Source organism: Corynebacterium sp. HMSC066C02, from assembly GCF_001814945.1.
Taxonomy (GTDB): domain Bacteria; phylum Actinomycetota; class Actinomycetes; order Mycobacteriales; family Mycobacteriaceae; genus Corynebacterium; species Corynebacterium aurimucosum.
In genome coordinates this window covers 82487-109435 of record NZ_KV818450.1, presented here as the reverse complement: position 1 = coordinate 109435, position 26949 = coordinate 82487, and the positions used below count along the sequence as shown (strand labels likewise).

At 63.6% G+C, this 26949-nt stretch carries 25 protein-coding genes; 16 read left to right on the top strand and 9 right to left on the bottom strand.

What is annotated here, in order from left to right; genetic code table 11:
• Positions 1-64: 64 nt before the first annotated feature.
• The 3 genes from ppc to pdxS all read right to left on the bottom strand — a co-directional run bounded on the left by ppc (position 65) and on the right by pdxS (position 4488).
• Positions 65-2845 (bottom strand): phosphoenolpyruvate carboxylase, encoded by a 2781-nt coding sequence (gene ppc, locus HMPREF2996_RS05915; protein ID WP_371441123.1) that lies wholly within the window; start codon positions 2843-2845, stop codon positions 65-67.
• Positions 2846-2914: 69 nt separating this feature from the next.
• Positions 2915-3523 (bottom strand): pyridoxal 5'-phosphate synthase glutaminase subunit PdxT, encoded by a 609-nt coding sequence (pdxT, locus tag HMPREF2996_RS05910; protein ID WP_070730671.1) that lies wholly within the window; start codon positions 3521-3523, stop codon positions 2915-2917.
• Between the two features lie 62 nt (positions 3524-3585).
• Positions 3586-4488, bottom strand: a complete 903-nt coding sequence (gene pdxS, locus HMPREF2996_RS05905; RefSeq protein WP_049157099.1) for a pyridoxal 5'-phosphate synthase lyase subunit PdxS — start codon at positions 4486-4488, stop codon at positions 3586-3588.
• Positions 4489-4569: 81 nt separating this feature from the next.
• On the opposite strand from pdxS, the gene HMPREF2996_RS05900 reads away from it, so the two are divergent.
• The 4 genes from HMPREF2996_RS05900 to HMPREF2996_RS05885 all read left to right on the top strand — a co-directional run bounded on the left by HMPREF2996_RS05900 (position 4570) and on the right by HMPREF2996_RS05885 (position 9132).
• Positions 4570-5868, top strand: coding sequence for a MocR-like pyridoxine biosynthesis transcription factor PdxR (locus HMPREF2996_RS05900; protein WP_070718466.1), 1299 nt, complete (start codon positions 4570-4572; stop codon positions 5866-5868).
• A gap of 44 nt (positions 5869-5912) precedes the next feature.
• Positions 5913-6527, top strand: a complete 615-nt coding sequence (locus HMPREF2996_RS05895; protein ID WP_070710867.1) for an MBL fold metallo-hydrolase — start codon at positions 5913-5915, stop codon at positions 6525-6527.
• 138 nt (positions 6528-6665) lie between these two features.
• Positions 6666-7985, top strand: a complete 1320-nt coding sequence (locus tag HMPREF2996_RS05890) for an O-acetylhomoserine/O-acetylserine sulfhydrylase (RefSeq protein ID WP_070718472.1) — start codon at positions 6666-6668, stop codon at positions 7983-7985.
• Entirely contained in the window at positions 7933-9132 is a 1200-nt protein-coding gene (locus tag HMPREF2996_RS05885) for a homoserine O-acetyltransferase MetX (protein ID WP_236659323.1), read from the top strand. Before HMPREF2996_RS05890 ends, HMPREF2996_RS05885 begins: the two co-directional genes overlap by 53 nt.
• Positions 9133-9182: 50 nt before the next feature.
• Here the strand turns inward: HMPREF2996_RS05885 and HMPREF2996_RS05880 are convergent, their stop codons facing one another.
• Complete coding sequence (locus HMPREF2996_RS05880; RefSeq protein ID WP_070710932.1) at positions 9183-9506, bottom strand: DUF3017 domain-containing protein; 324 nt, start codon at positions 9504-9506, stop codon at positions 9183-9185.
• Positions 9507-9699: 193 nt separating this feature from the next.
• Positions 9700-10554 (bottom strand): bifunctional methylenetetrahydrofolate dehydrogenase/methenyltetrahydrofolate cyclohydrolase, encoded by an 855-nt coding sequence (locus HMPREF2996_RS05875; RefSeq protein WP_070446440.1) that lies wholly within the window; start codon positions 10552-10554, stop codon positions 9700-9702.
• 24 nt (positions 10555-10578) lie between these two features.
• On the opposite strand from HMPREF2996_RS05875, the gene HMPREF2996_RS05870 reads away from it, so the two are divergent.
• The 5 genes from HMPREF2996_RS05870 (at position 10579) to HMPREF2996_RS05850 (ending at position 15527) form a co-directional block, all read left to right on the top strand.
• The gene (locus HMPREF2996_RS05870; RefSeq protein ID WP_070644396.1) at positions 10579-11049 is read left to right on the top strand and encodes a tRNA (cytidine(34)-2'-O)-methyltransferase; all 471 of its coding nucleotides are present in this window, start codon (positions 10579-10581) and stop codon (positions 11047-11049) included.
• A gap of 47 nt (positions 11050-11096) precedes the next feature.
• Entirely contained in the window at positions 11097-12968 is a 1872-nt protein-coding gene (locus HMPREF2996_RS05865) for a pyruvate kinase (RefSeq protein ID WP_070730512.1), read from the top strand.
• A 109-nt stretch (positions 12969-13077) separates the two neighbouring features.
• Complete coding sequence (locus HMPREF2996_RS05860) at positions 13078-13326, top strand: FeoA family protein (protein ID WP_070730511.1); 249 nt, start codon at positions 13078-13080, stop codon at positions 13324-13326.
• 3 nt (positions 13327-13329) lie between these two features.
• Positions 13330-15264, top strand: coding sequence for a ferrous iron transport protein B (gene feoB / locus HMPREF2996_RS05855; protein WP_070730509.1), 1935 nt, complete (start codon positions 13330-13332; stop codon positions 15262-15264).
• Positions 15264-15527, top strand: a complete 264-nt coding sequence (locus HMPREF2996_RS05850; protein ID WP_070730508.1) for a hypothetical protein — start codon at positions 15264-15266, stop codon at positions 15525-15527. The genes feoB and HMPREF2996_RS05850 overlap by 1 nt, the downstream gene beginning before the upstream one ends.
• Here the strand turns inward: HMPREF2996_RS05850 and HMPREF2996_RS05845 are convergent.
• Positions 15505-17019: a PH domain-containing protein gene (locus HMPREF2996_RS05845; protein WP_246822990.1), complete on the bottom strand. Its 1515-nt coding sequence runs from the start codon at positions 17017-17019 to the stop codon at positions 15505-15507. The genes HMPREF2996_RS05850 and HMPREF2996_RS05845 overlap by 23 nt on opposite strands.
• A complete protein-coding gene (locus HMPREF2996_RS05840; protein ID WP_070730505.1) occupies positions 17016-17465 on the bottom strand; it encodes a PH domain-containing protein in 450 nt (149 codons plus the stop codon). The genes HMPREF2996_RS05845 and HMPREF2996_RS05840 overlap by 4 nt, the downstream gene beginning before the upstream one ends.
• A 58-nt stretch (positions 17466-17523) precedes the next feature.
• Here HMPREF2996_RS05840 and HMPREF2996_RS05835 point away from each other — a divergent pair, with 58 nt between their 5' ends.
• On the top strand, positions 17524-17784 hold the full coding sequence (locus HMPREF2996_RS05835) for a helix-turn-helix transcriptional regulator (RefSeq protein WP_070730503.1): 261 nt from the start codon (positions 17524-17526) through the stop codon (positions 17782-17784).
• Between the two features lie 7 nt (positions 17785-17791).
• Positions 17792-18265: a hypothetical protein gene (locus HMPREF2996_RS05830; RefSeq protein ID WP_070521473.1), complete on the top strand. Its 474-nt coding sequence runs from the start codon at positions 17792-17794 to the stop codon at positions 18263-18265.
• A gap of 5 nt (positions 18266-18270) precedes the next feature.
• Here the strand turns inward: HMPREF2996_RS05830 and HMPREF2996_RS05825 are convergent, their stop codons facing one another.
• A complete protein-coding gene (locus HMPREF2996_RS05825) occupies positions 18271-21408 on the bottom strand; it encodes an error-prone DNA polymerase (protein ID WP_070730502.1) in 3138 nt (1045 codons plus the stop codon).
• 163 nt (positions 21409-21571) lie between these two features.
• Between HMPREF2996_RS05825 and HMPREF2996_RS05820 the strand changes: the two genes are divergently transcribed.
• The 4 genes from HMPREF2996_RS05820 to HMPREF2996_RS05805 all read left to right on the top strand — a co-directional run bounded on the left by HMPREF2996_RS05820 (position 21572) and on the right by HMPREF2996_RS05805 (position 25234).
• Entirely contained in the window at positions 21572-22471 is a 900-nt protein-coding gene (locus HMPREF2996_RS05820) for a MetQ/NlpA family ABC transporter substrate-binding protein (protein WP_070446457.1), read from the top strand.
• A 33-nt stretch (positions 22472-22504) separates the two neighbouring features.
• Complete coding sequence (locus tag HMPREF2996_RS05815) at positions 22505-23407, top strand: MetQ/NlpA family ABC transporter substrate-binding protein (protein ID WP_070644406.1); 903 nt, start codon at positions 22505-22507, stop codon at positions 23405-23407.
• A gap of 106 nt (positions 23408-23513) precedes the next feature.
• On the top strand, positions 23514-24557 hold the full coding sequence (locus tag HMPREF2996_RS05810; protein ID WP_070730500.1) for a methionine ABC transporter ATP-binding protein: 1044 nt from the start codon (positions 23514-23516) through the stop codon (positions 24555-24557).
• Positions 24554-25234 (top strand): methionine ABC transporter permease, encoded by a 681-nt coding sequence (locus HMPREF2996_RS05805; protein WP_070446463.1) that lies wholly within the window; start codon positions 24554-24556, stop codon positions 25232-25234. Before HMPREF2996_RS05810 ends, HMPREF2996_RS05805 begins: the two co-directional genes overlap by 4 nt.
• A gap of 93 nt (positions 25235-25327) precedes the next feature.
• On the opposite strand, the gene HMPREF2996_RS05800 is transcribed toward HMPREF2996_RS05805, so the two are convergent.
• Complete coding sequence (locus tag HMPREF2996_RS05800; protein ID WP_070730498.1) at positions 25328-26197, bottom strand: sucrase ferredoxin; 870 nt, start codon at positions 26195-26197, stop codon at positions 25328-25330.
• Positions 26198-26295: 98 nt separating this feature from the next.
• Here HMPREF2996_RS05800 and HMPREF2996_RS05795 point away from each other — a divergent pair, with 98 nt between their 5' ends.
• Positions 26296-26949, top strand: coding sequence for an AMIN-like domain-containing (lipo)protein (locus HMPREF2996_RS05795; RefSeq protein WP_070446467.1), 654 nt, complete (start codon positions 26296-26298; stop codon positions 26947-26949).

Below are 26949 nucleotides of genomic sequence, written 5' to 3'. Positions count from 1 at the left end.
ACTGCCATGTAGTGCTCGAACCCCGCAGGAAATCCCCTCCTCGCGGGGCCTTCAGCGTGCCGGTTTAGCCGGCGTTACGCAGCGCTGTGGCGAGACCATTCATCGTGACCTGGATGGTCTTGGACACCAGGAACTGATCGTCGCCGCGGCGGTAGCGACACAGCAGCTCCAACTGGATGGCGTTGAGCGGAAGCAGGTACGGGTAGCGCCGCTTGAGCGACCGCGCCTGGCGCTGGTTCTCACTGACCAACTCCGCGTTGCCGGTGACCTTGAGGTAGACCTCGCGGGTGCGTTCAAACTCCGCGGAAATCAGGCTGAAGATACGGTCCGCGGTTTCTTTGTCATCAACCAGGTTGGCATAGAGGCGTGCCAGCTGCATCTCCGCCTTGGCCATGACCTGCGCCATGTTGGCGAACACGGAGCGGAAGAAAGGCCACGTACGGTACAGCTCACGCAGCTCCTCCCAGCGCTTCTCCACTTCTCCATCGCCGCTTTTTACTCCGGCCTTTCCGGTTTCTGCTCCATCCGCAGTGGCATTTACTTCTTCTACGCTGGCCAGTCCTACTCCACATTCACCACTGGAGGATTGCTTAACCCACGCTGTCACCGCACTGCCCACGCCGAACCAGCCCGGAATGTTGGTGCGGGACTGTGACCACGACAGCACCCAGGGAATCGCTCGCAAATCCGTAATCGCGGTGGTCTGCTTACGCGAGGTCGGGCGCGAGCCCAGGTTAAGCTCGCCGATTTCGTGCAGCGGAGTGGACTGGGTGAAGTAGGCGATAAACCCGGGGTCATCAACCAGCTGGCAGTACGCCGTACCGCTCAAGTCCGCCAGCTCCCGCATGATGTCGTAGGCCCGCTCGGGATCCGCAATCGGCTCGGTATCCAACAACGATGCCTCCAACGCACCGGAAACGAAAGCCTCCAAATGACGGCGCGCGGTCTCCGGAGCTCCATACTTCGCAGAAATCACCTCGCCCTGCTCAGTAATACGCACCGAACCCGAGACCGCGCCCTTCGGCTGCGCCAGAATCGCATCATACGTCGGGCCACCGCCGCGGCCCACCGCACCACCACGGCCATGCGCCAAACGCAGCTCCACGCCGTGGCGCTCACACAGCTCAACTAGGGCCAATTCGGCGTCGTACAGCGCCCAATTCGCCTGCAGATACCCGCCGTCCTTGTTGGAATCCGAATACCCCAACATAACCTCTTGCACATCCCCGCGCGAGCGCAGATGCTCGCGGTACACGGGCACCTGCCATAGCTTCTCCAGAATGCCAGCCCCCGCCTTCAAATCCTCGATGGTCTCAAACAGCGGCACCACATCTACCTGGCTCAGCCCCACCTCCTTGAGCAGCACCATCGGCTCCAAAATGTCGGAGACCGTTCCCGTCATAGAAATAATGCAGTGTGACACCGACTCCGACCCAAAGTCCCGCACAGCACGTGCCGCTGCACGGAAGATGCCCAGTTCCTTCGCGGTATCTTCGCTGAACGTCCCCTCCGATCCCGGGAAAAGCAGCGGGCGGTTGGTCTGCAACTCCCGCACGAGCAACGCAACCTTGTCTTCCTCCCCCAGCCCGCGGTAGTCCGGGGTGATGTTGGCCGCAGCGAAAACCTCGGTGAGGACGTTCTCAAAGGACTCCGAATTCTGGCGCATATCCAGCGTTGAGAGATGGAATCCAAACGTCGTCACCGCCGAACGCAGCCGTGCCAGACGGTCATCGGCGATGATGTCATCGTTGAACTGGCGCAGCGAGCGGTCGATCACATCCAGGTCCCGCTTGAGCTCCTCCGGAGACGCATAGGCGCTTGGCGACGCCTCCCCTTCCAACCTCGCCAGCACCTTCTTCCGGATGCCGAAGATGGCCCGGCGATAGGGCTCGTCGACGCGAGATTTTTCGTCGTTGTGGGCGGCGTCGGCAAGCGCGCCCAGCTCCTTGGAGCTGGAGGAATAGCGGTCTGATAGAGAGAGTTCGCGCTCCAGCTCGCCGAGCTCGTCGGCGTAGTACTGGAGCACCGTCGCCGCGGCTTTGCGGGTGGCATAGGTCAGGGTGTGCTCATTGACAAAGGGGTTGCCGTCATGGTCGCCGCCAATCCAAGAGCCAGGGCGGACGACGGGGGAATCGGGAAGCTGCTGGCCAAAGGTCTCACGCATGGCGTGACGGATAGCGCGGTTGAGGGCGGGGACCTGGTCGAGCAACGAAAGCTTGTAATAGCGCAGGCCGACGTCAATCTCGTCCTCAAGGGTGGGACGGGCGATGCGAATCAGCGCGGTCTGCCACAGTAGCGTCATGCGCAGGTACATTTCCTTCTCAATCGCCGCCATGTCGCCGCCGCGGTGTGCTTCCTTGAGGAGGTTCTTGATGCGGGTCTGGGTGTCGAAAACCGTGCGGCGGCGGGTTTCGGTGGGGTGTGCGGTGAGAACGGGGGCAACGTGCGCACCGCGGATGACGGAGGCGGCGTCGGCAGGTGCGACGCCTTCTTCTTTGAGCTTGGCGAATGTCTTGCGCAGGGAAACCGGCGCCTCGACGGACTCGTCATCCAAGTCCTCCGCTAGGTTCGCGATGAGCGCGAAATAGCTGAACGCTCGCGCCACGAGGTTGACTTTGGTGATGTCGAGGTCGCGGAAAATAGCGACGAGATCTTCCGGCTTGGCATCGCCGTGCGCGATGTCGAAGGCCATGCGGCGGGTGGATTCGACGAGCTCAAAGACGTCCTCGCCCTCCTGCTGCGCGATAACTCGGCCGAGCACCCGGCCGAGGAAGCGGATGTCTTCGCGGACTTGTTCTGGGGCGGGTGTGCTCACAGCGGACCTTTCTGGACGTGATCTGTTCAGCGTTTAGCCTTCAATGTAGCCCAGACCACTATCGAGCGATAGTTAAACGGCTAAATTAGCTGCCTCCGCCTAGAGCGACGCCAACCATGCGGCATGGAGACGGGAGTCTCCGTTCTCCTCTGGGTGGAAGCTCAGTGCAGTGACGGTGCCCTGTCGCACGCCCACCACCGCTTCGCCATCTTCCCGCGGCACGGTAGCGATAGCCTCCACACCTTCGCCCACACGGGTGACGATGGGCGCGCGGATGAAGCTCGCTTCAATGTTGAGAGTCTCGCTTCCCAGCGTGACGGGCACGGTACGTTCCTCGGAGAAGCGTTGGTTCCCGAAGGCGTTGCGGCGCACGGTGACGTCGATAAGCCCCAGCGTCTGCTGGCCCGACGCGGGGTTCTCCAGGTCGCGAGCGCTGTAGATGAGCCCCGCGCAGGTGGCAAGAACCGGCAGCCCGCCCTCGACGGCTCGGCGCAACGGCTCCGCGACGCCGAAGGAGCGCGCCAGCTTATCGATGGTGCTCGACTCTCTACCGGGCAGAATGATTCCGCCCAGCCCGTCGAGATCCTGCGGCAGGCGCACCCGGCGTGTTTCAGCGCCGAGGCTCTCCAACACGGAGAGATGTTCCTCCACACCACCCTGCAGGGCAAGCACGCCGACGAGCGGTCGCGCCGTGTCCGCCGCAGTCATTCCCTTTGCACGCTCTGTGTTCATTACGCGGTTCATTGCGCGGTTCATTACGCGCACCGCGTTTACCAGCCGCGCTCGGCCAGGCGGTGCGGGGCGGGGATGTCGTTGACGTTGATGCCCACCATGGCTTCGCCCAGGCCGCGGCTGATCTTGGCCAGCTCGGCCGGCTGGTCGTAGAGGGTGGCAGCCTTAACGATGGCTTCCGCGCGCTTCGCAGGCTCACCAGACTTGAAGATGCCGGAGCCGACGAAGACGCCTTCGGCGCCCATCTGGCGGACGAGCGCGGCGTCGGCAGGCGTGGCCACACCACCAGCGACAAACAGCACGACCGGCAGCTTGCCGGTCTCCGCAACCTCAGCAACAAGGTCATACGGTGCCTGCAGTTCCTTGGCTGCGACGTAGAGCTCGTCGCGATCCAGGTTCTGGAGGCGCGCGATTTCACCCTTGATGGTGCGCAGGTGCTTGACGGCCTCGGAGACGTCGCCAGTGCCAGCCTCGCCCTTGGAGCGAATCATGGCCGCACCTTCGGTGATGCGGCGCAGGGCCTCGCCCAGGTTCGTCGCGCCACACACGAAAGGAACGTCGAAATCCCACTTGTTGATGTGGTTAACGTAGTCGGCCGGGCTGAGCACCTCGGACTCATCGATGAAATCGACGCCCAGCTCACCGAGAATCTGCGCCTCGACGAAGTGACCGATGCGGGCCTTCGCCATCACCGGGATGTCCACGGCATTGACGATTCCCTCGATGAGGTCCGGGTCAGACATGCGAGCCACGCCGCCCTGAGCGCGGATATCGGCCGGTACGCGCTCGAGCGCCATGACGGCGGACGCACCCGCATCTTCAGCAATTCGAGCCTGCTCCGGGGTCACGACATCCATGATGACGCCGCCCTTGAGCATGTCAGCCAGTCCACGCTTGACGCGCGTCGTGGCGCGTCCCTGTTCAATCTTCTGTTCAGTCATGGCTCACATAGTGGACCAGGAAATTGGTCCAAGACAAGAGCCATTTTTAGAGTGTTGAATTAGACCACTTATGATGGGGTCGTGTCTTTCCGCCTCGATCCATCTGATACGCGCGCTCTGCCGGTGCAGATTGCCGAAGCCCTCCGCACCCAAGTCGCGGCGGGCATTCTGCTGCCCGGAGAGCAGGTTCCGTCAACCCGTTCGCTGGCGCGCGATTTGGGCATTTCCCGAGGCAGCGTGGTTACTGCCTACGAACAGCTCACCGCCGAGGGCTACCTCACTGCGTCGGTGGGCTCGGGCACCATCATCAACCCTCACCTACCCCACGGACGCACCCCACAGCCCGCCCCGGCACCGCGGCCCTCCCCTACCCCACCGCGCGTAGAGTTGACGCCGGGTTTGCCCGATACCGAAGGAATCATCACCCCCGAATGGAGGGCGGCGTGGCGCAAGGCCGCGGTGAATCCTTCCGGCGATCTCCCCCGCGAAGCGGCCGCGCACCTGCGCCACATGCGCGGGCTCACCGTCGACCCGGCCTACGTCGTCATCACCGCCGGCGCCCGCGACGGGCTGTCGGTGCTGCTGCGCGCGCTGGGCAGCCAGTTGCGCGTGGGCGTGGAGTCCCCCGGGTACCCCAGCCTGCGCCGCGTCCCCCAGGCTTTGGGCCACACGCTTGTCGACGTCCCCACCGACGCCCACGGCGTCACCGTCCCCACCGTTGACCTCGACGTTCTCATCGTCACCCCCTCCCACCAGCACCCTTATGGCGGTTCCCTGCCGGCGGCCCGGCGCGCGGAGCTCGTCGAATGGGCACGCAGCAACGACGTGCTCATCATCGAGGATGACTTCGATTCCGAGCTGCGCTACGTCGGCCAACCTCTTCCTGCCCTGGCCGCGCTCGCCCCAGAGCACACCGTCTTGCTGGGAACGTTTTCTTCGGTGATTTCGCCGTCGATTGCCTGCGGCTATCTGGTCGTGCCACCGAGCTTACGCTCGGCGGTGGATCGCGTGCGGGAGGTCTTCGGCCAGCCCGTCGGCGCAATTCCCCAGGCGGCGCTGGCGAACTATCTGGCCAGCGGTGCGCTGCGGCGGCATACCGGCCGGATGCGCCGCGCCTACAAGCGCCGCCGCGACCTCGTCCAAGCCGCGCTGGAAGACGCTCCCGCTACCCTTCTGCCCATCCACGGCGGACTCCATGCGGTGTTGCTATGCGACAACGCTGTGGTCGACCGCGCGGCTTCCCTAGGGCTGACGCTCACCCCGCTCAGCGATTACTGGGGCGGCGTGGCCGCCGAGGAAGGCGTGGTCTTGGGCTTCGGGCATTTGAGCGATGTTGAGCTCGCCGCCGCGCTGGAGCTGGTTAAGCAGGCCCTAGCGTAATAATCCGTGGCGCAGCCACTCTGCGCCACGCTAGCGTTGGCGGCATGAAGATTTCGTTACATGGACAATCCGCCGTGGCCGTCGAAGCGCCCCAGGGCCGCATCATCATCGATCCCGGTCCTCTTTCAGACCTCAGTTGCCTGGATAATGCCGGCGCGGTGCTGCTCACTCACGCACATGGCGACCACCTCGACGTCGACGCCGTGCGCGCGAGCGGCCTACCGGTGTGGGGGACGCAGGAAGCCGTAGACGCCATCGGTTCCGGGACCGCAGTCCAGACAGGCGAGGAGTTCGAAGTCCTGGGCCTGAGAATCCGCGCGGTGGGCGGGCTCCACGAGGAAATCCACCCCAACATCCCACGTCCGGAGAACCTGGGCTATTTCTTCAATGGAGTGCTGCACCCCGGCGACCAGTGGGTTACCTCGGAAGGACGCACGGTAGACGTCCTCCTGCTCCCCATCGCCGGGCCGTGGGTGCGCGGGGCGGATGCCGCGGATTACGCCATGCGCATCGGTGCGCGCGTGACAGTACCCATCCATGACGCCGTGCTGTCCGACGCCGGCAAGCAGATCACCGACGGCATGCTCCAACGCGCCGGCGTAACCGGCTACCAGCGCCTGCTCGTTGGGGAAAGCATCGACATCCAACAGCGGCCTTGAGCCTTCGCACTGCATGGAGATCTACAGCACACACAGGCCTCCAAACCAACCGCTCGGTCTATTTTTATTCTCGGGCTTGCCTGCGGTTTCTAGAAAGCCACTAACAGCACTGAACCGCTTGGTCTAGCCTTTTGTGACATGAGCACCAAATACGATAATTCCGCAGTCAACGAGTGGTCCTTTGCCACCCGCGCCCTCCACGCCGGCCAGAACCTGGACGGCTCCACCAACGCACGCAACGTGCCGATTTACCAGACCACGTCCTACGTCTTCAACGACGCCGAGCACGCCGCCAACCGCTTTAACCTCTCGGATGCCGGCCCGATTTATACCCGCCTGACCAACCCCACGCAGGATGCGCTCGAGGAGCGCCTCGCTTCCCTCGAGGGCGGCGTCGCCGCCGTAGCTTTTGCTTCCGGCCAAGCCGCCGAAACCGCCGCCATTTTGAACCTGGCCTCCGCCGGCGACCACATTGTTACTTCCCCGCGCCTTTACGGCGGCACCTCCACCCTCTTTACCGTTACCTTGAAGCGCCTCGGCATCGACGTCACCCTCGTCGAGAACCCGGATGACCCAGCCTCCTGGCAGGACGCCGTCCAACCGAACACCAAGGCCTTCTACGGCGAGACCTTCGGCAACCCAGTCGCCGATGTCCTCGACATCCCCGCCATCGCCGAGGTTGCGCACAAGAACCAGGTCCCGCTCATCGTGGACAACACCATCGCCACCGGCGCACTCGCCCGCCCGCTGGAGCTGGGCGCGGATATCGTCGTCGTCTCCACCACCAAGTTCTACAGCGGCAACGGCTCCGCCATCGGCGGTGCCATCATCGATGGCGGCTCCTTCGATTGGACCGTCGAGCGCGACGGCGAGCCGGTCTTCCCCTACTTCGTTACCCCAGACGAGGCTTACCACGGCCTCAAGTACGCCGACCTGGGCGCACCAGCCTTCGCTGTCAAGGCGCGCGCGGGCCTGTTGCGCGATACGGGTGCCGCCATCTCCCCCTTCAACGCCTGGCTGACGCTGAATGGTATTGAGACGTTGCAGTTGCGCGTCGAGAAGCACAATGCCAACGCTCAGGCCGTGGCCGAGTACTTGGAGTCCCACGCCAAGGTCACCACCGTCAACTACGCCGGCCTGGACTCCTCCCCATACAAGCAAGTCAAGGAGAAGTTGGGCTACGACTACACCGGCTCCGTGCTCTCCTTCGACATCGACGGCGGCCGCGAAGAGGCCTGGGCGTTCATCGATGCGCTGAAGCTGCACTCCAACCTGGCCAACATCGGCGATACCCGCTCGCTGGTGGTGCACCCGGCTACCACCACGCACTCCCAGTCCGACGAGACCGCTCTCAAGGCCGCGGGCATTACCCAGGCCACGGTGCGCCTGTCGGTGGGCATCGAGGATGTCAACGACATCATCGCCGACCTCGAGCGTGGGTTCTCGGCCATTGGTTAGCCCGATTCCGGAACTCGCGCCCGAAGGCGAGCTCGCCGTCGTCCCCATCGGTGACTTCACCACGGAAGCAGGCGCCGTGCTTGCCGACGCCCACGTGGCCTACCAACGCTGGGGTGCTTTCGCCGGCGACCCCGACGGCGTCAACAACGTCTTGGTGGTTGAGCACGCGCTGACCGGTGATTCCAACGTGGTGGATTGGTGGTCCGACCTGGTCGGCCCCGGCAAGGCCCTAGATACGACGCGCTGGTGCGTTATAGCCACCAATGCGCTCGGCGGCTGCAACGGATCGACGGGGCCGAAATCGTTGCACCCGGATGGCAAGCCGTGGGGCGGGCGCTTCCCGGCGCTGTCGATTCGGGACTTGGTGGAGGCTGAGCACGACTGCCTGAAGCAGTTGGGTATTTCGCGTGTGCACGCGGTACTCGGCGGCTCGATGGGCGGTGCGCGCACGCTGGAGTGGAGCTTGTTGCACCCAGAAAGCGTGTCGGCGGTGTGCGTGATTGCGGTATCGGCTCGGGCTTCGGGGTGGCAGATTGGTATCCAATCGGCGCAGATTTCCGCCATTGAGCGCGACCCGTTCTGGCACGGCGGAAATTACTACCTCACCGATAAGTCGCCGCGGGATGGTCTGGCGGCGGCGCGCCGCATTGCGCACCTGACGTATCGCGGCGAGCAGGAGATCGATGAACGCTTTGGTGCCCAGCCACAGCAGGGCGAAAACCCTTTGGGCCCGCACCGAGAGCTCAACCAGCGTTTCGCGGTGAACTCCTACCTGGATTACCAGGGGGCGAAACTCACCGAGCGCTTCGATGCAGGTTCCTATGTGGTGCTCACGGAGGCGTTGAACCGGCACGACGTCGGCCGCGGACGCGGTGGGCTCATCAAAGCACTGGCGGCATCGCAAGTGCCGACGATGGTCGTGGGCGTGGACACCGATATCCTCTACCCCTATCACCAACAGGAGCACATCTCCCGCAACGTTAACCACCTGCTGGCGATGGCCAAGATTGTCTCGCCCGTAGGGCACGACGCCTTCTTAACGGAGACTCGGCAGATGAATCGCATCCTGCGCAACTTCTTGTTGCTCTCCGCGCCGAATGGCCTTGATGTGGGCCCTGCCTACGTCGGCGACGAATACTATATCTAAAGAGCCGTGTGGCTCTTTTCAGGAGCCACACGCATCACGATCCCAGCGCGTCACGATCCCAGCGCGTCAATGGAAAAAGCCAAGAACGCCATCGCCGCGCCCAAGATGCCGGTAAACCAGGCATCGAAGCGCCGGGAGCGTACCGCAAGCACGCCGACTCGCGAGGAATCACACGTCAGGCGCACCACCGTAAGCCACACCAGCGCCCCGCCCAACAGCAGCGTGGCGCGGCGCCAGTGCTCAAACACGGCATAAAAACCCGAGACCGCGACCGCCACCACGAACAGTCCAATGGCCACCCACTGCACCGCCGGCGGCAGCGCCGAAGGTTTCAGGTGCGCGTCGTGGGGATTGGACAGGGATACCGGCGGCACAGCTTTCCCGCGGGCCTGGTTGGCTCCACGGTTGCGCACGCGGCTGGGGGCTTGGCCCTGAGCCGAGGGCCGGGGAACTCGTCGCGCTTGGCGCTGCGGGGTCGCCTGTGACTGTGCAGGTTGATCCGTCATTCTTGCTACTCACATGCTCAAGTTAGACGTGTGTTTACAGTGCACGTTCTTATAGTGAACGTTATTCAGCGGCGAGCTTTTCGGCGCGCTCGACGATATTGCTGACCAGGAACGCACGGGTCAGCGGACCCACGCCACCCGGGTTCGGGGAGACGTAGCCAGCCTTCTCCCAGACGTCCTCAGCCACATCGCCGGCGAGTTTGCCGTCGACGCGGGATACGCCGACGTCGAGAACCGCAGCGCCTTCCTTGACCATATCGGCGGTGAGCATGTGCGCCTTGCCTGCGGCCGCGATAATGACATCGGCCTCACGGGTTTCTGCGGCGAGGTCCTTGGTGCCGGTATGACACAGCGTCACCGTGGAGTTCTCGGTGCGGCGGGTGAGCATCAGGCCGATCGGGCGGCCCACGGTCACACCGCGGCCAATGACCACGACCTTCGCGCCATCGAGCTCTACCCCAAAGCGGCGCAGCAGGTGGATGCAGCCATTCGGCGTGCACGGCAGCGGCGCTTCCTCGTTGAGCACCAGCTTGCCCAGGTTGATCGGGTGCAGACCATCGGCATCCTTGGCTGGGTCGATGAGCTCCAGCACGCGGTTTTCATCCAGGTGCTTCGGCAAGGGCAGCTGCACGATGTAGCCGGTGCAGGCGTCATCATTGTTGAGCTCTGAGATGACGCGCTCCAGCTCCTCCTGGGAGACGTCGCCAGGCAGATCCTTGCGAATCGAGTTGATCCCGAGCTTCTCGCAGTCGCGGTGCTTCATCTTCACGTAGGAATGCGAACCCGGATCATCGCCCACCAGGACTGTGGCTAGGCCCGGGGTAATCCCCTTCTCCTTGAGGGCGGCCACGCGCTGGGCTAGGTCCTCGAAAATCTCGTCGCGGTACAGGTTGCCATCTAGTTTGGTAGCGCTCATGCACACCATCCTAGACTGATGCCTATGAGCAGCTTGCACATTGTCTTCGACAACCCCGTGATCCCCACCAACACCGGCAACGCTATCCGCACCGCCGCCGTCACGGGCGCGAGCCTGCACCTCATCGAGCCGCTCGGCTTCAACTTCGAGGACAAGCACCTCAAGCGCGCAGGCTTGGACTACCACGACCTGGCAGACCTCAAGATCCACAAAGATTTCGATGCCTGCATGGAGGCCCTGCCCGGCGCGCGCGTTTTCGCGTTCACCACCCACACTGATAAGTGGTTTACCGACGTGGAGTACCAAGAAGGCGATGTCCTCCTCTTCGGCACCGAGCCGACCGGCCTGCCGGAGGAGCATGCCTTCCACCCCCGGGTAACGGAGCGCGTGCGGATCCCAATGATGCCGGCACGACGTTCGATGAATCTCTCCAACGCGGCCTCAACTGCCGTGTATGAGGCTTGGCGCCAGCTCGGCTTCCGTGGCGCGGTCTAACAAGTCGCGGCACAATATGGGTGGACTTTCACATCGAAGGAGACACCGTGCCTAGCCTGCGCCCACTGCTTGATTCCCTCATTACCCGCGTCGAAGCTTCGTCTGCCGCCCACGCCGCGCAGATAGCGCGCGTGGATCCCGTCCACCGCCCCGGCGCGGTCAACCTCGTGCGTTATATGGAATTGCGTTCCCAGGACGCCGTCGAACTGCAGGAAGGCCTCACGGCCTTGGGTGCTACGAGCCTGAGCCACCCGGAGCCCGCGGTGCTAGAGCGCCTCCACGCCGCGCGCAATGTGCTCGACGCCTTCGACGGCCAGGCGCCGATCTACCCCGTGCAGCCCATCGCCTCGGCGTATGCAGACGCCGACGATATCCTCGACGCCAACACCGAGGCCCTCCTCGGCCCCACCCAGGAGGACACGCACGCGCGCATCATGGTGACCCTGCCCACCGAGGCTGCGGAGGATTATGAGCTGGTCCTCGGTTTCGCCCGCGCGGGCATGGAATTAGCCCGCATCAACTGCGCCCACGATGACCAAGCAGCCTGGGCAAAGATGGTGGAGCACGTCCACCGCGCCGCTGAAGAGGTGGGGCGCGAGATTCTGATTTCCTGCGATATTGCTGGCCCCAAGGTCCGCACCGGCACCATCGAGCCGGGCCCGCAGGTCATCCGCGTGCGCGGCGAGCGCACCGCAGCAGGCGAACTGCTGAGTCCGGCAACGCTCGTGCTTCACGACGCCCCCTCCACCGCCCGCGCCCACGGGGTGGCGGGGGAGGCGTCGCCAAGCGCGGCACGCCCAGCGGTAGCGCTAGAGGTAGAAGGTAAGTGGCTAGCAGGGCTTCAGCCCGGCAGCGAGGTCCGCTTCACCGAAGCGCGCGGGCGCTCGCGTGTGTTCACCGTGGAGAGCGTAGAGGCAGGCGTGGCCGTGCTGCACGGGGAGCGCAACTGCTACCTCGCCGAAGGCACGGTGCTCAACCACGGCGGGGAGATCACCCGGGTGCATGGGGTTCCGCCCCTCGAGCAAAAGATTCGCCTGCACCGCGGCGAGGAATTGGTGCTCAGCACATCCGCAGAGCCGGCGCGCATCGCGGAGGGTGAGGTGACCACTATTGGGTGTACGCTGCCGGAGGTGGTCGGTGCGCTCGAGGTGGGCGACCGGGTGATTTTCGATGACGGCGCCATCTCCGGTCGTGTCCGCGAAGTGCGGGTGAATGGTGCGGCGCGCGAGGCCGTCATCACCGTGGAACATGCCGGGCCTACCGGCACCAACCTGGCGGCATATAAGGGAATCAATGTGCCGGATACTGACGTCCCGCTGCCCAGCCTCACCGAGGAGGACATCGAGGCGCTGCGTTTTGTGGCCACGCACTGCGATATCGCGGCGGTCTCCTTCATCCGCACGCCCTCTGATGTGTCCTTCCTCTACGACACACTCGAGGCGATTGCCGCTGAGCAGGACTCGGAAGAGATGGCACAGCGTGTGCGTGACCTGGGCATCGTGCTCAAGATTGAGACGGTTCCCGCCTATGAGCAGCTGGGAAGCGTGCTGCTGGAGGGCATGCGGCATGCCAAGTTCGGCATCATGATTGCGCGTGGTGACTTGGCTGTGGAGCTGGGATTTGAGCAGATGGTCCAGGTACCGGGGCGCATCATGAAGGTCGCGGAGGCGGCTCATATCCCAGTCATCATGGCCACCCAAGTTCTGGAGACCCTGGCCAAGACCGGGCTTCCCTCCCGCGCGGAAATCACGGACGCTGGCTATGCGCTGCGCGCGGAGTGCGTCATGCTCAACAAAGGCCCGCACATCACGGAGGCCATCCAGATTCTGGACCGCATGTCCCGCAAGCTGGGCCAATCACGACTGAAGAATCACCAGCGACTACGCCAGGTGAGCAGCTGGTCCACTCCAAACGCTTAATGCGCCGCGTGGTGAGGATCACCTAAGACAAGTCGCCGAAAACTAGACACACCTATCTTTACTAAGGGTAACCTATATCGGTAGTGCTGATCGAGAAAGAGAGCCCACCGTGACGTTGCCTGAATGTCCACGACAAACCGCCGACGCTATCCCCATGGGATGCACCATCACCTTGGGGAAAGAGTGCATTTCCTGCACCTGTGACGCCGCGCTAGCGCTGCGCCTCGGCGAGCTGGGAATCCGCCCCGGCGCCACGTTGACCATGGGCCCGCGCGTCGCCGGCGGCGCGCGGGTGGTGTCGGTGGGCAGCTGCCGCTACGCCATCGACAAGGCAACACTGCAAGCCATCGAGGTCTAAACCATGGCCACCACGAAACCCAGCTGTCACGGCAATCCGGGCGGCGCGGTCGCCCCTGCCGGAGCACCCATCATCGCACTCGTCGGCTCCCCGAATTCCGGCAAGTCCACGCTCTTTAATGCCCTGACCGGTGCGAAGGCGCAGACCGGCAATTGGCCGGGAACTACGGTTGAGGTCAGCCGCGGCGCCTGGAAGCTGGGTGAATCCACCGCCGATCTCATCGACTTCCCCGGCACCTACTCGCTCGACCCGCTCAGCCCCGATGAGGCGCTCACCCGCGCCATGCTCATCGATTGCCCCGCAGATGAGCGCCCCGACGCCGTCGTCGTGGTCGTCGATGCCAGCGCCGTCGCGCGCGGCCTCAACGTCGCCCTCCAGTTGGCGGAGCAGCCCTACCGCCTCATCATCGCGCTGACGAAGACCGACGTGGCGCTCAACCAGGGACAGGTCGTCGACGCCTCTGCTTTGGCCGAGGCCACCTCCATCCCGGTGGTGGAGGTTGATGGGCGCAGGAGGGAGGGCGTCGAGAAGCTGCGCGAGGTTGTAATGGAATCTTTGGCAACTGAGCCCGTGCAGCTGCGCGAGAATGCTGGTTTGGAGGACCGCTTCGCCGAGCTCGACGCCGCCGCAAAGGCCTCGGTGAGCGAGGTCGAGCACGCCACGCCCCTCTCCCACCGCCTCGATGCGGTAGCCCTTCACCCGGTAGCCGGGCCGTTGCTGTTCTTGGCCGTGATGTGGGTGGTCTTCCAGATCACCACCACCGTGGCCGCTCCCCTGCAGGATGGCTTGGAGGCGCTGGTCTCCGGCCCGTTGAGCGACTGGGCGCGGGCGGGGCTAGAAACCATCGGCTTAGGCCACCCCCTCGTGATGGGCCTGCTTGTCGACGGCCTCATCGGCGGCGTCGGCATGGTCCTCACCTTCGCCCCACTCATGGCGCTAATGTTCTTGTGTTTGGCGGTGTTGGAGGATTCCGGCTATATGGCGCGTGCGGCGGTGGTCACGGATCGCCTTATGCGGGCCATCGGCCTGCCGGGCAAGGCGTTCATCCCCATTGTTGTGGGCTTCGGCTGCAACGTGCCAGCGATTTCGGCCACCCGTGTGCTGGGCAGCCCGCGGCATCGCATCATGACCGCGCTGCTCATCCCGTTTACCTCGTGTTCGGCGCGTTTGGTGGTCTTCGTCATGCTCTCGGCTACGTTCTTCCCGGAGCATGCCGGCAGCGTGGTGTTCATTATGTACGTCATTTCCATCGCGCTGCTCGTGCTGGTGGGGCTAGCCCTGCGCAGGACTCTGTGGCGCGCGGTTCCGGAAGAAGCACTCGTTATTGACCTGCCGACGTATCAGCTACCCACGGTGCGCTTGGCGCTCAGCGTGATGTGGACGCGCCTGAAGGGCTTCTTGCAGACGGCTGGCGGCATCATCGTGAGTACCGTGGTTGTGGTGTGGCTGCTCATGGCCATCCCGGTTGGCGCTGCGGCGCAGGATTCTTCGTGGGGTGAACCACCAGCCCCGGAGGATTCAGCCTATGGCGCGGTCGCGCACGCTATCGCCCCGGCCTTTGCACCGGCCGGCTTCGATTCTTGGTCCCTGACCGGCCCGCTGGTGACCGGTTTCGTGGCCAAGGAGGCGCTGATTTCTACATGGGCACAGACCTACGCGGTCGAGGACGTCACCGATGCCTCCGCGGAAGAGCAGTCGCACAGCGCGCTCAGCGATCACGTGCGGGCTGACTTCGAGCAGGCTTCCGGCGGTCACCCGCTCGCCGCGGTGTGGGCCTACATGCTCTTCCTGCTGGCCTATACTCCCTGCGTGGCCACGATTGCCGCGCAGCGCCGCGAGATTGGCTGGCGCTGGACGTTCTTCGGCTTCGGCGTCCAGCTGGCCACCGCGTGGGTGCTGGCCGTGGCGGCCTTCCAGGTGTTGAAGGTGTTTATCTAATGCCTGCCTCCCCCATCCAGGCGGTGCAGGAAGCCATCGAGGCCGGCGTTCGCTCGCGCGTGGGCCTCGTGGCGAAGACAGGGCTGGAGCCCGGGACGGTCGATGTCATCCTGGATCACCTCACCGCCAGAGGGGTCCTCGATATGGAGCCGCTCGACTCCTGTCCCGCAGGCGGATGCGGGTCCTGTTCGGCCGCCTCGGCGTGTGCCGGCCCTAGCAGCACCCGCGGACCGGTGCTGCTTAAGCTTCGTCGCCGGGCGTAAGTTCCTGCGACCCACGGCTCACACCGTCGCGAGAATTGTTACGCGGATTGTTGCGTAGGTCTTGGTGGAGCCCTCTCTGCAGTTTGCCGTTCGGTTCATTGCTCTGCTCCAGCGCTGCGTCCAGGGATGGCAAGGGGCGGGAGCGCAAGCGGGTGAGGAGTTCGGAGGCGTCGGCAGGCGTGAGGTCTTGACCCGCCATCTTCACGGGGCCGGCCACGAGATCGAAGCGCACTGTGCGCACGCCTGCAAGGTGACCCAGCGGCCCCACCTTGAGAGTGAGCTCCTGGATGTGCGGAGTTCCAATCACCATGACGCGGCGGTTGATGCGGCCGCGGTGCACGATGGTCACGGGAAGCGGGGAATCCACCAGTGTCACCGACTGCTGTTTGCGGTCGATGGGGCTAATCCAGGTAGCCCGGCGCGGGGAGGTATAGGTGGGCTGGGTGTGGCCCTCGGGGCGTGCGTAACCCTCAATCTGCGCGCGGTCCAGATCGGAGATGAGCTCTAAAAGCTCCAGCGCCTGCTCGCGGGTGCCCACCGGTAGGATGCGCGTAGAACCAGATTGCTTGCCGCTGCCCTTAGCGCCGTAGCCGGCCACCGACACATTCACTTCGTACCAGCCCAAACGCCGCCACAGGAAAGGCTGGCTCACCCGCACGCCGTGGATGCGGCTGATGCGGATAGTTTGGCGGCGGCGGTCGGCAAGGCCGTAGGAGACGTTGAGGGCGTTGGTGGGGGCGTCGTGAAGCGCGGTGAATTTCCAGGAAGAATCCACCAAACCCCACACACTTCCCACGTAACCCACGATGATGGGCAACAGCGCGGTCCACATGCCCGGAATGAAGAGCAAACCGCCAATAACGAGCGCGCTAATCAGCGTGGGCAGACGCAGCGCCTCGGCAGCAATCGTGCGCAGAATGGGAATTTCCGGGATCAGGGCGGTGGCTTCCTCCGCTTCTGGTGCTGGCTCACTGGTAGGACCTTTATTCGTGCGCCGCAGCAACTCCGCGCGTAATTCTTCCGCCTTCGCCTTGGACAAGTACTCAATTTTGATGACGGAAGAGGTGCCACCCGCGGTCTCCACGCGCACTGCTGCCAGCCCCAACAGGCGCGCGATGACGGATTCCACAACGTCTACCGCTTGAATGCGCTCGTAGCGCGCAGAGCGGAAAGACGTAGAGATGACCCCATGGCGCAGAGCGATTTCATCCTCGGTGAGCTTGTAGCCCAGCTTGCGCCACCAGATTCCTGACATCAGCCAAATCACCGCGCACACGAGCACGAAGCCGCCGGCACCCAGCAGAGTGCCGCGGCCGATCTCGCCCAAGTGCCCGCTCTGCAGGTAAGACAGAACATCAGAAATCATGGAGGCGTTGATGTTCACCGCAAAAATGGCGAGCAGCGCCAGAATCAGCGACCAAAAGCGCAGCAGCGGGGTGAGGCGGTGGACGCGGGTGTAGCCGTCGACGTCGACAAGCGCGCGGTCCTTCACAGCCCACTCATCCTCTCGCGGGCCTTGACGGCGAGGCGCTCGCGCAGGGCGTCGGCGTCTGCGGCAAGGAGGCCGGGAATGGTGGCGTCGCTGCTGGGCGACGCCGTGTGCAACTGCACCTTCTTCAGCCCCATCGCGCGCTCGATAGGGCCGGCGGTGACGTCGACGAATTGGATGCGGCCATAGGGCACGACGGTGAAGGTGTGCCAGATTTTGCCGCGCGTAACCAAGAGTTCGTCGGCGGTTTCCTGCCAGCCTAAGTTCCTGACTTGCGCGGGGATGAGCCAGAGTTCGTAGAGCGCCCACACGATGAGCGCGCCGGCGACCCAATAGAGCCAATCCCACCAGAAATACGCTGCGGCGGCAGCGAGGGCGGCGAGGATAATGTCCCAGCTCAAATTCGTGATGTAGCGGGCTTTCGTGAGTGACGGGGATACGGGGTTCATGCCAACACACTAACATGAACCCTTGACAAGTTGTTGGGTTTATACAACACTGTGGTGCATGTCCCCAAAGAAAAAGCCAACCCGCCCACTATTTAACCGGGTCCGCGTGCTTCGCGTTGAACGGGACATGACGCGCGCACAGCTTGCCGACACCATCGGGGTCAACCCCCAAACCATCGGCGCACTTGAGCGCGGCGACCACTCCCCAAGCCTGGATCTCGCCTTCAATATCTGCGAGGTCTTTAACTTACCCGTGGAAGCCGTGTTCTCCCGGACCGAATTCACTCCCATGTCCTCCGAAATCTACCGAAAGGACTAACTCGCTCATGTCCGCCGTCACCATTCCCGATTCCGTTAAGACCCGCAAGCGCTACATCACCCTGGCCGATCTCTCCTCCTGCCTCATCATCCTGTCCCTCCCCCTGCAGTTCTGGGACTCCTTTACCTCACTCATGGTGGCCTGCCTCGGAACGCTGCTCACCGCGCTGCTGACCGCCCGCCTGCGCGGAGCGATAGGTGCCGCAGACCTGCCCACGACGGAGCTCGATGAGTACCAAATGCAGCAGCACGTCGAAGCCCGCGACGACGGCCTCAAGTTCTCCCTCGCAGCACTCGTCATCTTGCTGCCAGTGACTGGCCTTATCGCCTGGGGTGCCCGAACCATGCCCATCATGGACGGCGTGTTCGTGTCCCAGCTCTACCTCAAGATCATCCTGCTGCTCATGGTGTGGGTGCCGTTCTCGGTGGCCCGTTCCCTGGCGGGAAAGATGAACCGCGACGAGCTCATCTCAAAAGAATAAACCTCTTAGCGGAAATCCCGCGAGCCGCGCGAAAGGGCCTCGCCGAAGGCCAGCGGCTCCAGCTGGTCCGCGGCAACGGTGACCGCCCCGGAGGCATTCTGCACGATGCCGCGCACGATGAGCGCGGGCGCCGTCCGAGCCGTCACCTTATCCCGAGCCCACAGGCCGGGCGTAACCATCACGTTCATCAGCCCGGTCTCATCCTCTAGGCCGAAGAAGACCACACCGGCCGCGGTCTGTGGTCGCTGGCGGTGCGTGACCACCCCGGCGATGCGCACGCGGGTGCCATCCTCCACGCCCGGCAAATCCGCCGCCGATAGGATGCCGCGGGCCTGCAATTCCCCACGAACCTGCTCCATCGGCTGCTGGTTGTGGGTCACGCCGGTGCTCGCCACGTCCGCCGCCATGAGCTCAAAAGCGCTCATCCCCGGCAAGGACGGCGCCTCAATCGCAGACAGCCCCGGCAGCATCCCTGCCCGTTCCGTTGCGGCCACGCCCGCCTGCCACAGTGCTTGGCGGCGGTCCACCCCAAAGACATCCAAGGCCCCCGCCACCGCGAGGGCCTCCACGTGATCGACAGTGAGATCGGCGCGGCGGGAGAGATCGGGGACGTCGGCAAACGGCGCGGCCGCCTCAATGCGGTCAGCGGCTTTATTACCCAAGCCTTTGATGAGGTTAAGGCCCAGGCGAATGCTTACCTCACCGTCCGTGCCCACCACCACGCGCGCCTCCCGACCCGACTCGTTGACGCTGACCGGCAGCACCTCCACGCCGTGGCGGCGCGCATCCTGAATGAGGGACTGCGGCGAGTAGAAACCCATTGGCTGCGCGCGCAACAGGCCCACACAAAACTGCGCCGGATAATAGCGCTTAAACCACGCCGAAAAGTACACCAAGGAGGCAAAAGACTGCGAGTGCGACTCCGGGAAGCCATAGGCGGCGAAGGCCACGATCTTGGCCCACAGCTTGTCCGCGATTTCCCCGGTAATCCCGTTGGTTTCCTCCAAGCCCTCATAGAAGCGCTGCTTGAGCGCTGCCATCTTGGCCGGCGAGCGTTTCGAGCCCATCGCGCGCCGCAGGTCATCCGCCTCCGCACCGCTGAACCCGGCGGCATCGACTGCAATCTGCATGAGCTGTTCCTGAAAGAGCGGAATTCCCAGTGTCTTGCCCAGGGACTTCTCTAGCACCGGGTGGTCATAGGTGACCGGCTCCTTACCATCGCGGCGGCGCAGATAAGGGTGCACCGACCCACCCTGAATGGGACCCGGGCGGATGAGCGCGACCTCCACCACGAGGTCGAAGAAGACCCGCGGCTTGAGCCTCGGCAGCGTGCTCAGCTGCGCGCGCGATTCCACCTGGAACACGCCCACCGCATCCGCGCGGCAGAGCATGTCATAGACTTCCACGTCAGCCAGATCCAACTCCCACAGGTTGACCACCCGGCCAGTACTCTCCTCCACCAAGTCCATCATGTGGTGCAGAGCTTCGAGCATGCCCAGGCCCAGCAGGTCGAACTTCACCAGCCCAGCTGCGGCGCAATCATCCTTATCCCACTGCAGAACCGAGCGGTTTTCCATGCGCGCCCACTCCACGGGCACGACATCCGCAATCGGCCGGTCGCACAACACCATGCCGCCGGAGTGAATACCCAGGTGGCGCGGCTGGCCCAGGAACTGCTCAGCCAAGGTTTCAACATCCGAAGGCGCGGGCGCCACGCCCTTCGACCACGCATCGGCCGAGCCTTGCGGGTAGCCCAACGCCCGGGCGGCATCCCGCAACGCACCTTTGCGGCGGTACGTAATCACGTTGGCCACCTGCGCCGCCCTCTCACGGCCATGCTTGGCATAGACGTACTGGATAACCTCCTCGCGCCGGCCTGATTCAATATCAATGTCGATATCCGGCGGGCCATCACGGTCCGGGGAGAGGAAGCGCTCAAAAAGTAGGCCCGCGGAAATCGGCTCCGCATTCGTAATCCCCAGCGCGAAGCACACCGCCGAATTCGCCGCCGACCCGCGTCCCTGACACAGGATGTTTTCCCGTTTACAAAAGTCCACCAGATCGCACACGATGAGGAAGTAGCCGGGAAATCCCAGCTGCTTGACCACACCCAGCTCATAGCGCATCTGCTCCCACGCCCTGCGCCGAATCTCCTCAGGGCGCGTGGCATAGCGAACTGCCGCGCGCTCGAAGGTGAGGTGCTCCAGCCAGGACATCTCGGTATGCCCTTCCGGCACGTCGAAGTCAGGCAGGTTCGGGGCCAGCGCCTCCCAGGTAAAACTGCATTCTTCGAGGACGCGAACGGTTTCCGCAATCAGCTCGGGGCGCTCAGGCAGCAGGCACGCCATCTGTTCCCCGGAGCGCAGCCAGGACGAGCCCATGGGGTGGGAGTTGGGGGAGGCGTCGGCAAGCGCGAGGCGTCTGGACAGGGCTTGTTTGGCCTCGGCCAAGCGCGCGCGATCCCGCGTGGCGGCAGCCGGGTGGGCAGTAGCGATGGCGCGTGGAACCGGCAAGGAGTCCAGCAGTAGGTGGTGGTCCGCGTCCTCTGGGAGCTGGGTACATGCGTACTCCAAAACCATGCTGTCTATTTTTATTCCATCGACCAGATGATCGAAATGTTCCGACCACTCCCAGCCCACCAGGAAGAGGCACTCATCCTGCAGCAGCGCACCAATCTCCGGCAGTGAAGGATAGGACACGACCCCCTTCTCCCCCGCCCCCATGTGGGCGCGGGCAATGAGCCGGGATAGACGCCGGTACCCCTCCGGTGTGCGCGCCAGGACAGTCAGCGGGGCCGGGTCGAGGCTAAGCTCCGCACCAAAGACCGCGGGCAGACCCACCTTGGCGGCAGCCTCCGCAAACTTCATAAGGCCATAGAATCCATCCCGATCTACCAGCGCAATCCCCCGCAAGCCCAGCTCGACGGCGCGTGCCACAAGTCCCTCCGGCTCGGAGGCGCCATGCAGAAAGCTATAGGAACTTACCGCGTGCAGCTCCGCGAAAGGCACGGAAGAATGCCCTACTTTCGGCGCGTCCGTGGCCTGCGGCAGATGATCTACCGAGATCGGGACGGGGCCCGGGCGACCAGAGAGGATCCTCTCCACCCGGGACCACGGCAGCGCCTTGCCCCCATTAAACCTCATAGCCTCACACAGTAGATTCGAACACAGGTTCCCGTCAAGGTTGTCGTTGAACAATTCCCTGAATAGACAAAGCGGTTCAATCGTTGCTAGTTTTTCCTGCAGTGCAAACTCCTGCGGTGACACGACTTGCCGCACAAACCAAGAAGGGACACTAGAACCCACCATGAGCATCCGTCGCGTACTTGCCGCCACCTCGGCAGCCGTCATCGCTGCAACCGGCCTGGTTGCTTGCTCCTCCGATTCCTCGGACTCCGCTGAGTCCAAGGAATCCGGCGAGGCCATTACCAAGGACTCCACCATCACCATCGGCACCACTGACGCCAACATGGAAGAGTGGGCCGTATTCCAGGACCTGGCCAAAGAAGCCGGTTTCGACGTCAAGTTGGAGAACTTCGCCGACTACAACACCCCGAACCAGGCTCTGGACCAGGGCAAGCTGACGACGAACAAGTTCCAGCACCTGAAGTTCCTGGCTGAGTACAACAAGGGCAACGGCACCGACCTGGTCCCGCTGGCCGCCACCGAGATCTACCCGCTGGCCATCTACTGGAAGGACCACAAGGACCTCGCTGACATCGAGGGCCAGGAAGTCGCCATTCCGAACGACTCCACCAACCAGGGCCGCGCCATCGGCCTGCTGGTTCAGGAAGGCCTGGTCACTCTCAAGGAAGGTAGCCCGCTGACCCCCACCCCGCTGGACATCGATGAAAAGAAGTCCAAGGTCAAGGTCACCCCGGTGGATGCCGCCCAGACCCCGGCCGCGTATGGCGAGGGCAAGCCGGCTGTCATCAACAACTCCTTCCTCGAGCGCGCTGGCATTGACCCGCAGTCTGCCGTCGCTCAGGATGACCCGGACTCCACCGAGGCTGAGCCTTACATCAACGTCTGGGCTGTGCGCGCAGACGACGCCGATAACGAAACCCTCCACGAACTGGCTGAGCTGTGGAAGGACCAGAAGGTCACCGACGCCGTTCTGAAGTCCTCCGGCGACACCGCCGTGGCCGTCGACCGCTCCCAGGAGGAGCTCCAGGAGATCCTGGACCGCCTCGAAGAGCAGGTCTAAACAAACCCACCACCGACTAGTAAAGGACGAATCATGCGCATCCGCCGTCTCGTAGCAGCCGCCGCTAGCCTGCTTGCTGCTACCAGCTTGGTCGCCTGCTCGTCTGCAAGCTCCGATTTCGCCGCCGGCACCGCCGAAGATCCCATCATCGTCGGCACCACCGACGCCGAACTTCCGGAGTGGGGCGTGCTCAAGGAACTCGCTGCCGAGGAAGGCATCGAAATCGAGATGAAGAGCTTCACCGACTACGCCACCCCCAACCAGTCCCTGGCAGAGGGCAGCACGGATACCAACAAGTTTCAGCACTTAAAGTTCCTCGCTGAGTACAACGTGGGCAACGGCACGAACCTCGTTCCGGTGGCCTCCACGCAGGTCTACCCCATGCCGCTGTTCTGGAAGGGCCACGACAGCATCGACGGCATCGAGGGCCAGGACATCGCCATTCCCAATGACGCTACCAACCAGGGCCGCGCCATCAACCTGCTGGCCGCCAACGGTTTGCTGGTGCTCAAGGAAGAGGGCAAGCTCACCCCGGACCCCGCCGACATCGACGAGGCCGCATCCAAGGTGAGCGTCACCCCGGTCGATGCTTCCCAGACCCCGTCCGCCTTCGGCGAGGGCAAGCCCGCCATCATCACCAACTCCTTCTTCAAGCGTGCGGGTATCAACCCGGCCGACGCCGTGCTTTACGACGACCCGGAAAACCCCAACGCCGACCCGAAGATCCTGTTCGACCCCTACGTCAACGTGTGGGCTGTGCAGGAAAAGGACAAGGACAACGAGAAGGTCAAGAAGCTGGCCGAGCTCTACCTCTCCGACGAGGTGAAGGCCGCAGTGCAAGACACCACGGGTGGAACCACTATCTTTGTGGATAAACCGCAGGCAGAGCTTCAGGAGATTCTGGAGCGGCTGGAAGAAGAAGCCTCCTCTAGCTAAGCAAATCTCCCCCTCCCCCGCGCTCACGCTGGTTTGCGTGACCCGGGGGATTTTGCCCGTTACTCCCTCCTCACTCATCACACGGACACGTACAAAGGAAAACCACGTGACTGAACACCAAGGCGCCCACCGGGGCACCCGGATTGAATTCCGCAATATCACCAAAGTCTTTAAAAACAAGAAAACCACCACGAAAGCGCTTGATGATGTCTCTTTGACCGTCGAGCCCGGTGAGATCATCGGCATCATCGGCTTCTCCGGTGCCGGCAAGTCCACGCTGGTGCGCATGATCAACGGACTGGATAAGCCAACCTCGGGGCAGCTGCTTCTCGACGGCACCGATGTCGTCCCCCTGCCCGAATCCAAGTTGCGGGGCATTCGCCGCAACATCGGCATGATCTTCCAGCAGTTCAACCTCATGTCCTCGCGCACCGCGGCGGGCAATATTGAGTACCCGCTGAAGCTGCAGGGCGTCGACAAGCAGGAGCGTCAACAGCGCGTCCAGGAGCTGCTAGAATTCGTCGGCCTGGCGGACAAGGGCGATAACTACCCAGAGCAGCTCTCCGGTGGCCAGAAGCAGCGCGTCGGCATCGCCCGTGCCCTGGCTAATAACCCTTCCCTGCTGCTGGCGGATGAAGCCACCTCGGCGCTCGACCCCACCACCACCCACGAGGTGCTCGACCTGCTGCGCAAGGTCAACCGCGACCTCGGCATCACCATCGTGGTCATCACCCACGAGATGGACGTCGTGCGCTCCATCGCCGACAAGGTAGCCGTCATGGAAAACGGCCACGTCATCGAGGCCGGCAGCGTCTATGAGGTCTTTTCTAATCCGCAGACCAAGGTGGCGGAGAAGTTCGTGGCCACCTCGCTGCGCAATACCCCGGACGTCGTTGAGGCCGATGACCTGCTGGCCCACGAGGGCCGCCTGTTCACCATCAACCTGACGGAAAAGTCGGGCTTCTTCGACGCCGCCGGCAAGCTCGCGGACAAGGGCGTGTCCATTGCCGTGGTCCACGGTGGCATCACCACCTTGCAGAAGCACTCCTTTGGCAAGATCACCGTGCGCCTCAACGGGCCGGAAGCGGCCATTGAAGATTTCTACGCACACATGCAACGCACCACCGATATTGAGGAGATCCAACGATGAACGTCACCTACCTCGCGCAGGCCAATTGGGATCGACTGGGCGGCACGCTTGTCGACGCCATCAAGGACACCCTCATCATGGTCGCCACCACCCTGGTGGTCGCCGGCATCATCGGTCTCGTGCTGGGCATCCTGCTCTACACCACGCGCCCAGGCGGCATCCTGCAGAACAAGCCTATCCACTTCGTCATCAATATCCTGGTGAACTTTATTCGCCCGATTCCGTTCATTATCTTGCTGGCCTTTGTGCAGCCGCTGACGGTGGCGGTGCTGGGCAGCTCCATCGGCCGCGAACCGGCCACGTTCGTCATGGTTATCGCGGCTACCTTCGCGGTGGCGCGCATCGTCGAGCAGAACCTCGTGGCGCTGGATCCGGGCGTGATTGAAGCAGCCCGCGCGATGGGTGCTTCGCCGTGGAAGATCATCACCACGGTCATCATTCCGGAAGCACTCGGCCCGCTGGTGCTGGGCTACACCTTCCTGTTCATCGGCATCGTCGACATGTCCGCGATGGCGGGCTATGTCGGTGGCGGTGGCTTGGGTGACTTCGCCATTGTCTACGGCTACCGCGCCTTCGAGTGGGAGGTCACCGTGGTGGCCACCCTCATCATCATTGTGCTGGTCCAGGCAGCTCAGTTCTTCGGCAACTGGCTCTCGGCCAAGATTATGCGCCGCTAGCCGCGTCGCGCCTGCGCATGGCTCGGCGCGGTTTAGAGTGCCACGCCCGTACTCTAAGCGCCGCGTTCGTATCTTATGCGCCGCGTCCTTATCCTACGTGCCGCGTCGCAAGACGCGGCGCATAGCAAAGTAGGAAGAGGTCTTCGGCTCGTCTCCACAGGAAGAGACGACGCCGGAGGCCTCTTTTTCTTCGAGCTCTACGTCCCATGCGCGGCCGTCGCGGTGGCGCACAACGACGCTATTCTTCGCGGCGGGGGTTTCCGCCGCGTCGACGGTGAGGTCGCCGTAGTGGAGGGGCTCGGAGGCGTCGAGAAGCTGGCGGGCTACCGCAAGCTCCGCTACCTGGCCTTGGGGCGTGTGAAGACCGGAACCTCTGTTGGCGGGGTAAAAATACTCGCCGTGCAGTGCCTTGCCCACGAGTTCGCGGCCGGCTTCCACGTTGAGGCGGCCAAAGGAATATCCCCAGGGCATCAGCAACACCGACGGCGCGAAGCGGTGCCCTTTGGTGTGGGAGGTTTCCCACACGGTCTCCTCAAATTCGCACGCCAGGGAGGCGGCAAGCGGGCGCCCCTTGATAGCGCAGCAGGCGTCACGCTTGGCGTGGGTACATACGAGCACCAGGGGCAGGCAGGTTCCGGTGGGATGCTCAAGATCGAGTTCAAGGATGTCCTCTGGGCCGGTCAGGACGTAGTCCTGCACCAGTCCCTCTCGCGCCCACACGACGAAACAGCGGAAGTGCCCCGTGCCCCGCTCGTGCCCGGCACGCCCAGGGCGGCGAATGAGTTGCAGGCCCGCCACGCCTTTGAGCTTGGCCTTGAGCTTCGCAGTCAAGCCGGGGCCAAAGGTACGTCCGTCAAGCACGTCACGAGACCAGGCCGTGGGCCACTCAAAGAGGACGTACACAGATTCTTGTTTTGCGGTACCGGCCAGGGGCTCGACCTGGACGTCGGAGCAGAAGGTCATGGCGCCATCTTAACTGGCATCACTTTCTTCACAACAATGTGGTTACGATGCTTAGCTCGATGCATATAATTCCCCGTAGTGCCACTACGCTCGAAGTCATGCCGAAACATAACCTCTTGCGCACAGCCGCCCCAGTGGCCGCACTCGTTGTCTCGGGTGCACTCGCGCTTCAGGGATGCGCTCCGTCTTCCGCTCCGGACGGCAGCTCCGACGGCCCCACGAAGACTCTCGACGCCACCCTGTCCGGCGCCTCCACCTCCACGGCTACCGTTACTCCCACTGCCCCCTCCCCCGCCGCACCGGCTGGGCTGACCCCGCTGGGCGACGCCAACATGGAGATGAAAACCCTCCGTCCACCAGCTCCCTCGGAACTGGTGGTGACCGATGTCCGCGTGGGCAAGCATGAAGGTTTTGACCGCGTGGTCTTCGAGTTTGTCGGGGACGGTTCACCGGGCTGGTTCATCGATTACACCGATTCCCCCGCCCAGCAGGGCTCCGGCAACCCGATTGCTTACAACGGTTCCACCGCGCTCGACGTCAGCATCGACGGCACCGCCTACCCTTTCCAACTTGATATGGAAGACCCGAATATCGGTACCGTGAAGGGCGCCGGCGGGCTGGTGACCCAGGTGGTCAGCAGCGGCACCTTCGAGGCCCGCTCGCAGTTTGTCATCGGGCTTGATGGGCGCCACCCATACTCGGTTCAGGTGCTCAAGGCACCGACGCGCCTGGTTATCGACATTCTGAACTAA

Excerpts from the sequence above, each read along its gene's own strand:
- pdxT (WP_070730671.1), bottom strand. The coding sequence starts at position 3,523 with ATGACTGCGGCGGACACGGCGCGACCGCTCGTCGGCGTGCTTGCCCTG.
- pdxS (WP_049157099.1), bottom strand. The coding sequence starts at position 4,488 with ATGACTGAACAGAAGATTGAACAGGGACGCGCCACGACGCGCGTCAAG.
- HMPREF2996_RS05895 (WP_070710867.1), top strand. The coding sequence starts at position 5,913 with ATGAAGATTTCGTTACATGGACAATCCGCCGTGGCCGTCGAAGCGCCC.
- HMPREF2996_RS05890 (WP_070718472.1), top strand. The coding sequence starts at position 6,666 with ATGAGCACCAAATACGATAATTCCGCAGTCAACGAGTGGTCCTTTGCC.
- HMPREF2996_RS05885 (WP_236659323.1), top strand. The coding sequence starts at position 7,933 with ATGTCAACGACATCATCGCCGACCTCGAGCGTGGGTTCTCGGCCATTG.
- HMPREF2996_RS05875 (WP_070446440.1), bottom strand. The coding sequence starts at position 10,554 with ATGAGCGCTACCAAACTAGATGGCAACCTGTACCGCGACGAGATTTTC.
- HMPREF2996_RS05870 (WP_070644396.1), top strand. The coding sequence starts at position 10,579 with ATGAGCAGCTTGCACATTGTCTTCGACAACCCCGTGATCCCCACCAAC.
- feoB (WP_070730509.1), top strand. The coding sequence starts at position 13,330 with ATGGCCACCACGAAACCCAGCTGTCACGGCAATCCGGGCGGCGCGGTC.
- HMPREF2996_RS05850 (WP_070730508.1), top strand. The coding sequence starts at position 15,264 with ATGCCTGCCTCCCCCATCCAGGCGGTGCAGGAAGCCATCGAGGCCGGC.
- HMPREF2996_RS05840 (WP_070730505.1), bottom strand. The coding sequence starts at position 17,465 with ATGAACCCCGTATCCCCGTCACTCACGAAAGCCCGCTACATCACGAAT.
- HMPREF2996_RS05835 (WP_070730503.1), top strand. The coding sequence starts at position 17,524 with ATGTCCCCAAAGAAAAAGCCAACCCGCCCACTATTTAACCGGGTCCGC.
- HMPREF2996_RS05830 (WP_070521473.1), top strand. The coding sequence starts at position 17,792 with ATGTCCGCCGTCACCATTCCCGATTCCGTTAAGACCCGCAAGCGCTAC.
- HMPREF2996_RS05825 (WP_070730502.1), bottom strand. The coding sequence starts at position 21,408 with ATGAGGTTTAATGGGGGCAAGGCGCTGCCGTGGTCCCGGGTGGAGAGG.
- HMPREF2996_RS05820 (WP_070446457.1), top strand. The coding sequence starts at position 21,572 with ATGAGCATCCGTCGCGTACTTGCCGCCACCTCGGCAGCCGTCATCGCT.
- HMPREF2996_RS05815 (WP_070644406.1), top strand. The coding sequence starts at position 22,505 with ATGCGCATCCGCCGTCTCGTAGCAGCCGCCGCTAGCCTGCTTGCTGCT.
- HMPREF2996_RS05805 (WP_070446463.1), top strand. The coding sequence starts at position 24,554 with ATGAACGTCACCTACCTCGCGCAGGCCAATTGGGATCGACTGGGCGGC.
- HMPREF2996_RS05800 (WP_070730498.1), bottom strand. The coding sequence starts at position 26,197 with ATGACCTTCTGCTCCGACGTCCAGGTCGAGCCCCTGGCCGGTACCGCA.
- HMPREF2996_RS05795 (WP_070446467.1), top strand. The coding sequence starts at position 26,296 with ATGCCGAAACATAACCTCTTGCGCACAGCCGCCCCAGTGGCCGCACTC.